The 15795-nt window shown below is 36.6% G+C and carries 11 protein-coding genes; 7 read left to right on the plus strand and 4 right to left on the minus strand.

The window, feature by feature from the left end; translation table 11 throughout:
- The first annotated feature begins 671 nt into the window (after positions 1–671).
- From DBO93_RS09990 to DBO93_RS10000, 3 genes are all read left to right on the plus strand, one after another.
- Entirely contained in the window at positions 672–1304 is a 633-nt protein-coding gene (locus tag DBO93_RS09990; RefSeq protein WP_108456216.1) for a TetR/AcrR family transcriptional regulator, read from the plus strand.
- A gap of 8 nt (positions 1305–1312) precedes the next feature.
- Positions 1313–2512, plus strand: a complete 1200-nt coding sequence (locus tag DBO93_RS09995; RefSeq protein WP_108456217.1) for an endonuclease/exonuclease/phosphatase family protein — start codon at positions 1313–1315, stop codon at positions 2510–2512.
- 79 nt (positions 2513–2591) lie between these two features.
- Positions 2592–4022, plus strand: coding sequence for an alkaline phosphatase (locus tag DBO93_RS10000; RefSeq protein WP_108456218.1), 1431 nt, complete (start codon positions 2592–2594; stop codon positions 4020–4022).
- 144 nt (positions 4023–4166) lie between these two features.
- Here DBO93_RS10000 and DBO93_RS10005 read toward each other — a convergent pair whose 3' ends face one another.
- On the minus strand, positions 4167–5351 hold the full coding sequence (locus tag DBO93_RS10005) for a cystathionine beta-lyase (protein ID WP_108456219.1): 1185 nt from the start codon (positions 5349–5351) through the stop codon (positions 4167–4169).
- A 298-nt stretch (positions 5352–5649) separates the two neighbouring features.
- Complete coding sequence (locus DBO93_RS10010) at positions 5650–8142, minus strand: DNA polymerase II (protein ID WP_204100615.1); 2493 nt, start codon at positions 8140–8142, stop codon at positions 5650–5652.
- 83 nt (positions 8143–8225) lie between these two features.
- Between DBO93_RS10010 and dinG the strand changes: the two genes are divergently transcribed.
- The gene (gene dinG, locus DBO93_RS10015; protein ID WP_108456220.1) at positions 8226–10340 is read left to right on the plus strand and encodes an ATP-dependent DNA helicase DinG; all 2115 of its coding nucleotides are present in this window, start codon (positions 8226–8228) and stop codon (positions 10338–10340) included.
- A gap of 97 nt (positions 10341–10437) precedes the next feature.
- On the opposite strand, the gene DBO93_RS10020 is transcribed toward dinG, so the two are convergent.
- Entirely contained in the window at positions 10438–10812 is a 375-nt protein-coding gene (locus tag DBO93_RS10020) for a VOC family protein (RefSeq protein WP_343215930.1), read from the minus strand.
- Positions 10813–11066: 254 nt separating this feature from the next.
- Here DBO93_RS10020 and DBO93_RS10025 point away from each other — a divergent pair, with 254 nt between their 5' ends.
- The gene (locus DBO93_RS10025) at positions 11067–11492 is read left to right on the plus strand and encodes a DoxX family membrane protein (RefSeq protein ID WP_108456222.1); all 426 of its coding nucleotides are present in this window, start codon (positions 11067–11069) and stop codon (positions 11490–11492) included.
- Positions 11493–11631: 139 nt separating this feature from the next.
- Here the strand turns inward: DBO93_RS10025 and pdsO are convergent, their stop codons facing one another.
- Complete coding sequence (pdsO, locus tag DBO93_RS10030; protein ID WP_108456223.1) at positions 11632–12498, minus strand: sortase-associated OmpA-like protein PdsO; 867 nt, start codon at positions 12496–12498, stop codon at positions 11632–11634.
- A 248-nt stretch (positions 12499–12746) separates the two neighbouring features.
- Between pdsO and pdsR the strand changes: the two genes are divergently transcribed.
- Together pdsR and pdsS are read left to right on the plus strand one after the other, a co-directional pair.
- A complete protein-coding gene (pdsR, locus tag DBO93_RS10035) occupies positions 12747–13460 on the plus strand; it encodes a proteobacterial dedicated sortase system response regulator (protein WP_108456224.1) in 714 nt (237 codons plus the stop codon).
- Between the two features lie 6 nt (positions 13461–13466).
- Positions 13467–15695 (plus strand): proteobacterial dedicated sortase system histidine kinase, encoded by a 2229-nt coding sequence (gene pdsS, locus DBO93_RS10040; protein WP_108456225.1) that lies wholly within the window; start codon positions 13467–13469, stop codon positions 15693–15695.
- Positions 15696–15795: the final 100 nt, after the last annotated feature.

Below are 15795 nucleotides of genomic sequence, written 5' to 3' on the forward strand. Positions count from 1 at the left end.
ATTTTTGTTTTGTATTATGTTTTATTTAAATTTTACTTAGCTAATTATTAATCTATTTATTATTTTAAAAGCTTTATTCAGGAGAAATTAAAACAGAGTTTTCTTACATTTTCATTACAAACTTTTACATCTATATATTTAAAAATTTACATTTGCTAATTAAATAATACATAAAAACACAACGCTAACAATTAAACCCTACAATAACAACAATTTAGGCTAATATTTTAAACAGGACAAAAAAACACTTATAACTAAAACAATACATAATTCAATTAAGCATAACAAAAAATCATAAAAACAAACCATTTGGTCAAGATAAAATAAAGTATGATTTTAAGCAAGTTTATAAAGGGCTGTGATGGTTTACATAATTTAACCATTCGAAAAATAATTTGTTCAAACCATTAAATTTACCAATTAAATAATACAAAACGTATTAAAACAGTGTCTTAACAAAATATTTAAATTAAACTACTCATTTTTTAACGAAAAAACTAAAACTAACTTGATAAAAACAGTTCATTTAATAAGTAAAACTGTAGGCAAGGCTCAAATTAGATAAATAATTTATGTTAGGTTCAGCATTCAGCTAACAAATGTCATATTAAGCCAATAAAATAGTGTTAATAATAAAAATATAATTTTATATAAATAAAAAGGTTAATCACGTGAGCAACAATACCAGCAGTGAAAAGCAAGGAAGTATTCGGGCTAGAAGTGAAGCAATTATTTTAAACGCTGCACAAAAAGAATTTATCCTGCAAGGCTATAAAGGCGCAACAGTTCAGTCTATTGCTGATAATGCTGGATTACCTAAAGCTAACGTATTGTATTACTTTAAAAATAAAGAAAATATCTATCACGCTGTTTTACAATTAACGTTAGATACTTGGGATCAAGGCATTGGTGAACTTGATATTAATGACGGCCCTGTTGTTGCTATCGAAAAATTTATTGCATCAAAGGTTAAAATGTCTTTTGAGCATCCAGAAGCCTCTAAAATTTATGCGATGGAAATCATACAAGGCGCATTACACTTAAAAGAATTTGCTCGTACGTATCTGCGCCAGTGGGTGAGAGAAAAAGCTAAGGTATTTCAAGTTTGGATTGATAGTGGTGAAATGAAAGATGTTGATCCCATTAAACTTATATTCTTAATTTGGTCATCTACCCAACATTATGCTGACTTTGAGCAACAAGTGTTAACCATCATGAATCGTGCAGATTATGAAGAAGATGATATTACCCAAGTCACTGAGTTTTTAACTGACTTTATATTACGTGGTTGTGGGTTAAAGTAGGAAATCTTATGAAAGTATTTATAAACTCATTAGCAACAGCGTTGTTGATATATTCAGGTATAACAATGGCAGGCACAACAAACAACACACCTTCAACCCTTCGCATCGCTACATTTAATGTCAGTATGGAAGCCTTAAATTATTTACCTTCTGAATTAGGTAAAGAAGTTAAGCCAAACGGAAATGAATTGGCTGAAGCATTAACTCAAAACCACCAACAAATTAGAAATATTGCAGAAATTATTCAACGAGTTAATCCAGATGTTATTTTATTAAATGAATTTGATTCAAATGATGAAAGCCATCAATCATTAAAACTGTTCATATCGCAATACTTAGCGAAAAGCCAACAAGGTGAAAACGCAATAACCTATCCTTACTTCTATCAGGGTCCTGTTAATACAGGTGTTGCTTCTGGATTTGATTTCAATAATGACAATAAAATAGGTGAACTGCCTAACGATGCCTTTGGCTACGGACTTTTTTCAGGGCATTTTGGCATGGCATTATTATCTAAATATCCCATTGTTAAAGATAAAATTAGAACATTCCAATTATTCAAATGGCGCGACATGCCAAATGCCATGATGCCAATTAATCCTGAAACTAAAACATCTTGGTATAACGAAAAAGCCTGGAATAACTTCCGATTATCTTCAAAATCTCATTGGGATATTCCATTAAATGTTAATGGCGAAGAGCTACATATTTTAGCAAGTCACCCTACTCCACCAGTATTTGACGGACCAGAAGATCGAAATGGTAAACGAAACTTTGATGAGATACGTTTTTGGATTGATTACCTAACACCAACTGCCGCTAGCTATATTTATGATGATAATAATCACTTTGGCGGTCTTGCTGAAGATAAAGCCTTTGTTATTTTAGGTGACTTAAATGCAGATGCCGTTGATGGAAATGCCATTAAATCGGGTATTGAGCAACTAATTACACATACTCGTGTAAATGATCCTAAACCTACAAGCCAAGGTGGAAAACTGCACAGAGAAGATAACCCTAACGCAAAAAACCATACGGCATACTGGGGCATGCGAGCCGATTATGCGCTGCCATCTAAAGCGCAACTAAATATTGTTGGCTCGGGTATATTTTGGCCAACAAAAGTTGAGCCTGAATTTAGATTAATAAAAGACCGTGCAGCTTCGTCTGATCACCGACTTGTTTGGGTTGATGTCGCTTTTAAATAATAATTTCCATCATCAATAACGGTTTAATAACTATATAATTAAACCGTTGAATTTAAATATAAAGTTAGCGGATATAACTATGAAAAAATTCATTCCAACATTATTAACCAGCCTTTTGATAATGTCTTGTACTCAACTTCAAGCAACTCAAGAATCTCCAGAAAATACAATGGCTGATAACATGCCTAAAAATATCATCATGGTAGTGGGCGACGGCATGGGGCCTGCTTTTACAAGTGCTTATAGATATTATAACGACGATCCCAACACACCTGAAATTGAACAAACCGTATTTGACCGTAACTTTACCGGCACAAGTAGTACTTACCCTGATCCTGAATCGGGTTACGTAACAGACTCTGCTGCCAGTGCTACCGCTTTATCAACAGGCATTAAAACCTACAATAATGCGATAGGTTTAGATATTAACAGAGAGCCTATTGAAACCGTTTTAGAGTATGCAAAAAAACAAGGTAAAAAAACGGGTGTTGTAGTGACCGTGCAAATAAATCACGCCACCCCTGCTTCTTACTTGGCCCATAATGTACACCGTTATAACTATAACGCTATCGCAGATAGTTATATTGATGACGGCATAAAAGCAGACTTGTATTTAGGTGGCGGCTTAGAATACTTTATTCGTGAAGACCGAAATCTAGTGGAAGAGTTTATAGCTTCAGGATTTCACTATATTGATAAATATAGCGAAATAGCATCAATCCCTAAAGACAAACCGGTATTAGGTTTATTTGATAAAACCAATTTACCTTGGGCTTTAGATGATACCAATAAACATCGTTTATCAATGATGACTAAAGCGGCAATTAAGCAACTAGAAAACAAAAATGGTTATTTTATGCTAGTAGAGGGAAGCCAAATTGATTATGGCGGGCATGCAAGAGATATTGCAGCTGCGATGGCAGAAATGGACGATTTAGCAAAAACTCTTGAATACCTTGAAAGCTATGTCGCACAAAATCCAGATACATTAGTCGTGATCACAGCAGATCACAGCACTGGTGGTTTAACCATAGGTAAGAAAACCGAACGTACTGACCCAAACATTAATAGTAAATATTTATGGCGTCCTGAGTTTATAAGAGCCATGACCATGTCTCCACAAGCGATGGCAATAAAGTTTACTGATAATGAATTAAGCTTAGAAAATATGAATAAACTGATGACTTTTGATATTACAGAAGCTGACATCATCAATATGAAACAAGCCAAACTTATTGATCAAGGTATTATTAAGCAATTTAACTCACTATCTAGTGCCGATAAAAAAGGCAAAAGAGCACCAAGACCTTATCAATCTGTACTTAATGTGATTACTAAAATAATTGATGTGAAAACAAACACCGGCTGGGGTTCAATTAGCCCATCAGGCACTCATACCGGTATCGATGTACCTGTTTTTGCATTTGGTAAAGGCAGTGAAAACTTTAACGGCTTTCAAGACAATACTGATATCGCTAAGAAAATTTTCACCTTGTTGGGAAAGAAATAATACCAAGTAAACAATATACATCTTGTCATTATTTTATAGTCTGATAAAAAACGCCGAGTAAATTACTCGGCGTTTTTATTTGAAAATATTATAGTTACTAACCTTATAGTTAATAACTCTCTTATGATGGTTTTGTTTTTACTGCTAAGACTCCTGGTTCAAAACATCATTAAAGCGTGCAAAGCCTTGCTCTAAATCTGCAATTAAATCATCAACATTTTCCAAACCGACATGTAAACGTATTAGCGGAAATTTATAAGGCCAGTTAGTGACTGTTCTCATTTTGTTAACGTTTGAAATACCTAATATAAGACTTTCAAAACCGCCCCACGAATAACCCATTTTAAAATGTTCCATGCCATCTAAAAGTGCCGTTAATGCTTCATTATTCCCTTTATTTAACACAAAGGAGAATAAACCGTTAGCGCCGGTAAAATCACGTTTAAACTCTTCATGGCCAGGACACGATGGCAGTGCAGGATGTAATATGGTTTCAACTTCACTGCGTGATGCTAACCAATCAGCAATTTTAAGTGCACTGGTTTCATGTTGCTGTAAACGCACGCTTAAGGTTCTAATACCACGCATAGCAAGGTATAAATCATCAGGTGAGGTACATTGCCCCATGATATAACTGCTTTCACGTAACTGCGGCCAGTGTTCTTCGGTAGCAGTTGCTGTGCCCAACATGACATCTGAATGGCCAACTATGTACTTAGTTGCAGCTTGTATTGAAACATCTACACCATAATCAAAAGGTTGAAAATTAACCCCTGCTGACCAAGTATTATCTAACATAACAATACAGCCGTGACGATGCGCTACTTCAGCTATAGCAGGTACATCTTGTATTTCCATCGTTATTGAGCCCGGAGATTCGAGAAAAACAACACGAGTGTTTGGTTTAATTAATGATTCAATGCCCTTGCCAATTAAAGGGTCGTAATAAGTGGTTTCAATATTGAGTTTGGCTAATATTTTATCGCAATAATCACGAGTGGGTTCGTAAGCAGTATCAACCATTAAAATATGATCGCCCGTTTTAACAAACGCCAATATTGCATTAGTAATAGCTGCAGTGCCTGAAGGATATAACGCACAACCTGCACCGCCCTCTAAATCTGTCATAGCATCGCAAAATGCGAATGAAGTTGATGTGCCGCGTCTGCCATAAAACAACACCTGATTAGTTTTATTAGCCGTGGCATGCTTCATTTCTTTCACTGAATTAAAAACCACCGTTGAAGCACGCTCAACAGGTGGGTTAACAACACCACGTGTCCATTGCTTTTTACGGCCAGCATTAATGAGTTTGGTTTCTTTTTTCATTATAAATTCCATTCCACGGTTATTTTCATATATCGAATACTTAGCTAAAAAATCGATCTAAAGTCATTAAGGACAATGTATTAATAGTTAAACAATAAACATTTACGCTAAAGTTAAAAACCAATATAGCTATCTAGCCATCTATAATTATTTATAACGTGAATCAGTTAAATAAGCACGTTTTATTTTGACATAACTTAGTTGTCATACTTCTTAAGCGCAGTTAAAGATAATTTTTAAATCACTAGCGCATATAGCGCAGAAGGTAAATTATGGTTAGCAATAAAGGCTATTAGCGCTATAGGCGTTCAAATAAATTCATTTGGCTGTTGGTTATTTCATCAAAGCTTGTGCCAATAAATGGCAAAATAGCGTCTGCTACCGCTAACAACTGACGATCAATATAAAATTGATAATCTAAAGCAGCACTTTGACAGCCCTTAGCTTGTGGACCATTTATTGTCATAACATACTCTATCCAGCCTTTATTTTGGTATTTCATAGGTTTACCTTGCTGCTGGTATATTTCATCCGCTAACCTTGCTGCGCGAACATGGGGAGGTACATTTTTAACATAAAGCTCAAGTTTTCGTCTTAAGCGTTTACGGTAGTAGAGTAACTCGTCATGTTTTCCTGCTAGCGTATCGACAACCATTTTTTTTATATATTCAACAACAGGCTCATTATTAAATACTTTCCAATACAAGGTACGTTGAAACTGTTTCGCCAATTCAGTCCAATCGGTGCGAACACTTTCCAAACCTTTAAACACTAATTGTTGTTCTTCGCCTTTTTGCACTAAACCAGCATAGCGCTTTTTAGTCCCCACATCTTGGCCACGAATGGTTGGCATTAAAAATTTAATAAAATGGGTTTCAAATTCAATTTCAAGTTCACTGACAATACTGAACTGTTCTAAAAGCAAAGCTTGCCATTTTTCATTAATGTAAGCTTGTAACGTTTTGCCAAGTGCCCTGCTATTTTCAGCACTTTGATCATCACCAACATGAACAAATATCGAGTCGGTATCGCCGTAAATAACTTGATAACCTTTAGCTTCTATCCATAATTTGGTGGTTTTTAAAATGCTATGGCTGCGTTTCGTAATTGAGCCTGATAAACGGGGATCAAAAAATCGACACCCTGTCGATCCTAAAATGCCGTAAAAAGAGTTCATGATAATTTTTATCGCTTGCGACAACGCCGCGTTTTTATCTTTTTTCGCTATATCACGCTCTTTCCAAAGCTCGGTGATAATATCAGGTAGAAAATGCTTTTCTCTTGAGAAATATGCACCATCAAAGCCCTCTATTGCTGTTTCTGGCGACTTTAAACCTTCAATCAAGCCCATAGGGTCAATATTGAAACTTCGAATAATACTGGGGTACAGGCTTTTAAAATCTAACACTAATACATTTTTATAAAGCCCTGGGGTCGAATCCATAACAAAGCCGCCTGGCGATTCAAAGCCTTGATCGCCATCCCCCATATTGGGTGCTACATAACCACTACGATGTAACTTCGGCAAATATAAGTTGGTAAATGCCGCTACAGAGCCACCCATTCGATCAATAGATAACCCGGTTAGCTGTGCTCTCAGCATGGCGAATTCTAATAGTTGCGTATGCTTAAAAATCAGAACCACTAAGCGACAATCTTCGAGGTTGTACGCTGCTAGTGCCGTTTTATTATGATGAAAGTTGTCGGTTATCTCTTGTAATCTGTTATCAACATCGTCAACTTTTTTACCTATGCCGAGCAAAGTATTAGCGACATTATCGAGTGAAAAGCTAGGAAAGTTATACGTGGCGGTTTTTAATAAATCGATACCATCAAGTATCACACGACCATTAATCTCGATAAACTGCTGTTCACTAGCTTTGTTCGTGCGCCAATAAGGCGTTTTCCTATCTCGCCCTATGGCAAACTTAATATTGTGTAAATCGTAGCGTTTTTGTAACAGGTTAAAATCAAAGTTGATCACGTTCCAACCAATAATAATATCGGGGTCGTGCTGCGTAAACCATGCTAATAAACTCAACAGTAATTGCTGCTCATCAGCAAGCCATAAAATATCAACATCACAATGTTTAATTTTCTCATTTGCTATTTCTTGTTCATTGGCAATCATCATAACTTGCTGACAATGCTCGCTATATAAACCAATAGAATATAATTCTCCCGACATTGAACATTCAATATCGAGTGAAACTGTTGAGAGTTTAATGTCAGATTGCTGTGCTTTATCTATAGGTTTACATTTCACCCTTTCATAGCGTCGATAGCGTTGATTGCTAGTTTGGTTTTGAGAGTGGTTTTGAATGAGGTTTTGGCTCAGTTTTAACGGTGACTCTTGTCCTGCAAAAGTAATGTCTGCGGTAATAAAACGCTCCATTAAAAAGCGATCATCGGGACGAATATCATCTTCGTAACATTTAACACCTTTTTGTTTTAATGCTTCTCGAGCCTGATAAAACGCTTTTAAGGTTAAAAAATAAACCGCGGCAACCTTTACTTGCTTAAATGTTTTTAGTGCCAGTGGTTTTATTTCATCGACGTTAATGCCTTGATTGGCCAAAATATCGCTAGCATGATTTACATCACTTACCTCAACAAAAAAAACAGCTCGTTCATTATCAATAATCAGTTGCACAGGGCCTTGTGGCGTTTTCAGCCATAATGTTATTTCAATATGATTATTACGATCGCTAGCGCTGCGGGTTAAAAGAAAACCGCGTTTATTATCTATCGACTCAAGGAGCTGAGGAATTTGATCAGGAGAAAGTTGCATTAATGGTTCTAATTATTCATAACAAACTGTTAATATATACAGCAGTGTAAATCATCTATTGTCGATAGGAAACTACAGCCGCGATGTTAAGCGATAAAATTAAGCAAGTTATTCGAACCTCCTACAAAGCTATAGGTGAAAACCTGACCAACTTTAACCCGCGCAAGCAGCAAACCTTCTTAATTGCTGAAATTGCTAAAACCCTTGCCGGTGATTACGATAAAGTACGTAAAATCATTACTATTGAAGCTGGCACCGGAACGGGTAAATCACTAGCCTACGCATTAGGCTCTATTCCATTAGCATTAAGTCGCAATAAAAAAGTCTGTATCGCTACGGCAACGGTGGCTTTGCAAGAGCAATTAGTGGATAAAGATTTACCGTTTTTAAAAAAGCACAGTGGTTTAGACTTCACCTTTACGTTAGCAAAAGGTCGACAACGTTATGTTTGTCGACAGAAACTCGCGCAAGCGGTGGCAAATGACGATAGCCCACAAGCAGGTTTTACTTTTGCTGAAAAACCTCAAGCCAGTGATATTCGCACCTTAATTAAAATGCATAAAGCACTCTCTGATAATACTTGGCCTGGCGATATTGATGCATGGCCTGAGCCGATTAATCATCAAATTTGGCAACAAATACAAGCTGACAAACACAGCTGTTTAAAACATTTATCTGAACACAGTCATTGCCCATTTCATAAAGCTAGAGAGAGCATGGAAGCAGCTGATGTTATAGTGGTTAACCACAGTTTATTACTTGCAGATTTAGAGCTTGGTGGCGGTCGAATATTATCGGCTCCTGAAGATACTTTCTACATAATTGATGAAGCGCACCACTTACCAAAGGTAACGCGTGACCATTCTAGCGCAAGCATGACCATCAAGGGAGCCATTGACTGGCTTAGTAAGTTGCAAGAAACCGGTGATAAAATAGCAAAACTGGTTAAATCGAACAGCGCTATATCACCTTCAATAAAATTAGCAGATGATTGCCAAGATATTTTAGCGGACATGCAAAAAGTATTAAGCTTTATTGACAATAATCGCAGTATTTATTTTCACCAAACGACATCAAATAGCAGTAATAAACAAAGTCAAAATCAAGCGCTTCAATATCGATTTGAAAACGGTATTATTCCAAAAACACTAAAAAATTGGGCAGAAGATTTAACGGACAGTTCGAAGAAATGTTTAGCGCATTTAAACAAGCTTTATAACTTGTTAATGGAGTCGGTAAAAGACGGCGATACACAAATGTATTTAGCTGAGCCTTTATTAGCTGAGTCGGGATTTATGATCCAGCGCTTAGAAAACTTTAATTCGCTTTGGCAAATGTACGCTAAAACCGATAGTGAAAAAGGTGCGCCAATGGCACGTTGGTTAGAGCAAATAGAAGGTAAACGAAGTGACTACTTAATTAGCGGTTCACCGATTGAAGTAGGCTTTACCTTAGAAGATATGCTTTGGTCAAAATGTGAAGGCGCGGTATTGTGCTCTGCCACTATTTTAGCCTTAAACTCTTTTGACCATTTTCGTCGTCAAGCAGGTTTAAGAACCGATGATGGCAGCCAATACCAAAAAGTTGATTCGCCTTTTGATTATCAAAATAATGCGCAACTTATTATACCTAAAATGCAATATGAGCCCAGTGCAGAGCCTTTTACAGACGAACTTATCGCTAAATTACCTGAGCAAATCAAACGTGGTAAAGCAACATTAGTTTTGTTTTCGTCATATTGGCAGATGGACAAAGTGGTTACCGCCCTGCGAGAACAAACTGAACTTAGTATATTAGTGCAAGGTGAACAGTCTCGACAAAAAATTATTGAAACCCATAAAGCGCTTTGTGATAAAAAACAAGACAGTATTATTTTTGGCACACAAAGTTTTTCAGAAGGCCTAGATTTACCCGGTGAATACCTGACTAACGTTATTATTACAAAACTCCCTTTTTCAGTGCCATCATCACCGGTAGAAGAAGCACAGGCCGAATACATTATTGTTAAAGGGGGTAATCCGTTTATGTCTATTTCGGTGCCTGAAACCTCGAAAAAGCTCATTCAGGCTACAGGTCGCTTACTGCGCAACGAAAAAGATTACGGTGTTATTGTGTTAATGGATAGACGTTTGGTAAATAAGCGCTACGGTAAGGATTTACTAAACTCTTTACCGCCATTTAAACGTGTTATTGAATAGTTACTCGCCAGCTAGGTTATCGCCTTGGTCAAAGGTGTTGACCTTTAAATGTAAAATGCATTTTCGTTAAGCACTAATGGCATACTGGTACTAAAATTTAGCGATGTTGATCAATAAGAATGGCATTACCATCAGGGTCTACAAATGAAAAACTCGCGGGCCCTTGTTCACCCTCAACATTTTGATGACTAACCTCTATGCCTTGTGCTTTCACTTTGGCGAGCAAGTCTCTAGCATCAGTAAAATCATCAAGGGCTTGAGCATTATGATCCCACCCCGGATTAAAGGTTAAAATATTTCCTTCAAACATACCTTGAAAAAGGCCAATATTGGTCGTGCCGTTTTTCATAATTAAAAACCGCTGTGATATTTCGCCAGCAAAGACACTAAAGCCTAACTTTTCATAAAAGTCTCGTGAGACTTGTAAGTCTTTCACTGCCAAACTAATTGAAAAACAATCTAACTTCATCATTATCTCCAAAAATAAAAATATTTATCTAGCCCGCTACTACCTTATATTTAGATAAATTAAGTATGCAGAGCAGACAAAACCGTTTCCAGATCAGCATTAATGATTAAACAATAGCGTATTACGAGTAAAAATCGATCAAAAAAGCACATTATATAAACTTTTTAAAATAAAATTAAAATTCATGAAATTTATACACTAGAACTCGGTCTTTTAGCTTTGTTACCAACATTTTTTATTAATTTTGAGGAATTTACATGTCGACAGATACTACCCTAGCCAACAATAACTTACAGAGCAACCTACAATGGTCATTACTACTTTTACGCGTAGGTGTTTTCATCGTGATGTTTGTTTGGACGCTAGATAAATTTGTTAACCCTGCTCATAGCATTAAAATATTCGAGCATTTTTATAACATCAGTGGATTTAATGACGTAATTGCTTATGTACTAGGTGCATTACAATTAGTGCTAGTTATGGCTTTTTTATTCGGTATTAAAAAGCGCTTAACATACGGTTTAATTCTACTAATGCATGCTGGTTCTACATTCTCAGCTTATGCACAATATTATGACGCTTTTAATAATTTATTATTTTTCGCCGCTTGGCCGATGCTAGCAGCATGTGCAGCTTTATATATATTACGTGATGCTGATACTAAGTTTACATTAGGTAAATAGACACTCCCTTAGGTTTTTATTTAATAAGCTAGATAAATACATACCTCTGATGGTTTAACCCTGATAAACATAAAAAGCCAAGGTCTGCACCTTGGCTTTTCTATATCTGCTAGCAAACTCAAAACAATTTAATTGTCCCTTAAAAGTTCTTTGCCGTTTGTGAATTATCAACCTTGTTATCTTCAAGTGCTATCGCCGTATTTTTCAGTTTAATAACAACTCTTCTATCATAAAAACTGACTTCTTTATCGGTTGATGCAACAACAGATTGTTGTTCACCAAAAGCAAATAGGCTAATACGTTCGGCTGATACACCTTGATCAATAAGCGCATTTTTCACTGCATTAATTCGTGCTAATGAAAGTGCCTGATTTAATTCATCACTGCCTTGCTTATCGGTATAGCCAGAAAGATCTAAGGTCAAGTTAGGTGACTGTTGAACTATGCTCGCTAAACTTGCAATTTGCTCTTGGTAATGCGGTTTTATTTCACTTGAACCTGTTGAAAATTGTAAACTCATTAACAAGTTTTGAGCCTGTAGCAAACTCGCCGCTTGGTAATTTTTCTCTAACGCAAATAACTCGGTTTCATAACGTTGCTCTGCTTGCTCAATTTTTTCTTGATAACGCGCTAATGATGTTGCATTACTTTCTTTCTCTGCTTCATATGCGACTGACAAATGATCAATCTCATCTGTCGCATTAATATTTTTTGCAATCATATTACCGGCTATACCTGTAATAAAAGCACCAACAGGGCCTCCTAAAATTGCGCCAATAATCATACCTGTACCAAAGCCTATTTCTTCTTTTATTTCTGCAGAGCGCTCCTGTTCCGCCTTTTGCTGTGTTGTTGCTTCAACAGTATTAGCAAATACAGGACTTACCGTTAACACTGAAATTAATGCGACGTTAATTAACGTTTTTGTCACACCTGTACTCTGCTGGCATTTATTTTCGGTTAATGATGCTTTGCTTAATGGATTTGTTGTTAATGTATTTTTCATTTTAATTCTCTCGTCGGTTATGTGCTTAATAAATAATTGCTAACTTAGGGTTTAAGTAGCTGCTTTGTTTTGATGATGTTATTAAAACCCACAAATACGACGACTAGAGGACGCAAAAATGACAATTCACTGAGCAAATGTGGCAACATTATGGCAATTACAACATTTAGCAGCATCAGTGCTGTTTATTCGATATTATTTACCCCAGATAATTAAAAGTAGTTAGCCAAAACACATAAAGGATAAACATGTCGAAACGGATCGCTATTGTCGAAGACGATGCTGCCATTAGAGAAAACTACGCTGATGTATTGCGCATGCAAGGCTATCAGGTACAAACCTATGCCAATAAAAATAGCGCAATAGAAGCATTTAACTTACGTTTGCCCAATTTAGCTATTTTAGATATAGGTCTTGAGCACGAATACGACGCAGGTTTTGAGTTGTGCCAATGGTTAAGATCAAAGTCGACTACTTTACCTATCATATTTTTAACTGCTCGCGATAGCGACGTAGACACTGTTTCAGGTTTACGTATTGGTGCTGACGACTACCTAACAAAAGATATAAGCTTACCGCACTTATCAGCACGGATAGCCGCACTATTTCGACGCCAAGACGCCTTAGGTAAGCCACAACAGGTAGATCACATGCTAACTATTGGACCACTAACAATAGATAGTCAACGAATGACCATTCAATGGAAAGATCAGCACGTAGAATTAACCATTACTGAATTTTGGATGTTGTTTGCCCTAGCAAAACATCCAGGACATGTAAAAAACCGTAGTCAGTTAATGCAAGATTCAAAAATATATGTTGATGACTCCACCATTACTTCACATATCAAACGAATTCGTAAAAAGTTTAACCAACTTGATGGTGACTTTAATTGTATTGAAACAGTCTATGGCATGGGCTATCGCTGGAATCAAACAACGATAGCATCAACAGGTAGCTAAATAGATATGGCAATGAAGTGGCGTTTTGGCTTAAGAAGTAAGCTGCTATTATTATCTGGTTTTTTATTCACCATTCCTTGGTTTGGCTACCAATATGTCTGGGAAATGGAAAAATACTTACGCTACGGCCAAGAGCAAACCATCATAGGTACCGCAAGAGCACTCGCAACTGCGATGCATGAACGCGCCAATTTATTTAATAATCAAGCGAGTTTTTTACCCAGTGTAGAAAAAGGTAAAGACCTCTACAGTTATGGCTTGTCAGCGCCGATTCAGCTTGATGGCTTAAATCAAGATTGGCCCGACTTTGCTAATAAAGCGCACTTTTATCAGCAAAACAATCAGCTTTATAGTCAATTAACCCCAGAGCAATTATCAATAAACTTTACTGCTGCAGTTGGTACTTACGGTAAATATTTATATTTATACTTTGTAGTAATCGACGACAAGGTTATTTATCGCGACAGCAATGCGCGCAGTATTGTAAATAATGATCATTTAGAGCTTGCCTTTATCAATCCCCAAAATGTGTTTAGTCGTTTTATTATCAGCAATAAAACCACCGGCTGGATTGACGCTTATCGCATTACAGATATCACAGATGACATACCCGTTCCAGCGAGACAAATTCAAGGTCATTGGCGCGATACACCACAAGGTTATAATGTTGAAGTACGCGTGCCATTAACTGAGTTTAACGACAACATTGCCTTTGCTGTGCACGATGTTGATAGCCCATTAGGTGTAATCGAAGCATCTCTTGGCTCAGCAGACCCAAGTTCGGCAGAAACTTTAGGTACTATTTTAGTGCCCTCACCTGAAATTGAGCGCATTGTTAAGGGTATGAGTTACACCAATTCAAGCATTTGGGTTGTTGATCAACATCACCGTGTATTAGCCACTACGGGGAATATTAAAAAAGCCAATGGCGTGTGGAATAAACGCGTAAACCTTGATAACCAACGTGAAGATAATGCGGATACTAGTTTTATCTATTCTGTTTGGTTAACCTTTGAAAACAATATACTCAAGCCGCTTTACGAAATAATACTCACCCAACCACCGCGTAACTTTATTGACCAACTCTATGATTCAGAAAATCTCACCGGTAAACATATTGAAAGTGCTTTAGCGGGTGAGCCTATGTCGCAATGGCGTTTGAGCACTGACCAACAAGCGGTGGTGCTATCAGCTGCCTATCCTATTTTTATTGACGAACATGTAAAAGGTGCTGTGATTGTTGAAGAAACAACTAATGGTATTCGCACCTTGAGAAATCAAGCGTTAGAAAAACTGTTCAGCTCTATTTTAGCTATTATGCTATTGGGCGCTTTGGCATTTTTCTTGTTTGCATCACGTATTTCAAACCGCATTAGAACCTTAAGCAATCAAGCTGAAATGGCAATTGACGAACATGGTCGTATTAGCGGTAATGTTGATACCTCAACTACTAACGATGAAATTGGCGATTTATCACGGAGTTTTTCAACCGCGGTTAATCGACTTGGACAATATAATCATTATTTAGAAAATATGTCGTCGCGTTTATCGCATGAACTGCGTACACCTATTGCCGTGGTTCGAACATCGTTAGAAACTTTAGCTATTCAACAACAAACCTTAAGTTCACAAAATCTAAATAATGAAAACGGACAAACCACTGAGAATGAAAACCCGTATTTAGTGCGCGCACAACACGGTATTGAACGATTAAGCTTAATTTTAACCAATATGAATGAAGCAACGCGCATTGAACAAATGCTACAAAATACCGATAAAACCTTATTCGACTTAGCCCCTGTTTTTAATGGCTGTATGCAAGGATATCGTTTGATCTATCCAAACATTAACTTTGCATTTAACGATATTTCATCGGCAAAGTTAAAAGTATTAGGTTCACCTGAGCACATAGCGCAGCTATTAGATAAAGTTATCGCTAATGCCGTCGAGTTTTCTAATGATGCAAATGTTGAGGTCAGCATTAAAGAGTCAAATCAACAAGTAATATTAACCATTAGTAATAATGGTGAGTTATTGCCTGAGCAAATGAGTGAACAACTATTTGACTCTATGGTATCCATTAGAACAAAACACAATAATGAACAGCCTCATTTAGGCTTAGGTTTATACATAGCTCGGTTAATTTGCCAGTTTCATAATGGCGCAATTAAGGCAGTTAATAAGCAAAATGCACAAGGGGTAGATGTTTTAGTAAAATTGCCTTTGGTTAAATAAAGTTTAAATTTAGAGTCTGTTTATCGTCGGTAAAGACTTAATCGAGGTTAATGTAATTTATAACCTGTTTACTTTAAGCAACAAGAATTAACATCTACCA

The sequence above is a fragment of the Colwellia sp. Arc7-D genome, assembly GCF_003061515.1.
Classification (GTDB): domain Bacteria; phylum Pseudomonadota; class Gammaproteobacteria; order Enterobacterales; family Alteromonadaceae; genus Cognaticolwellia.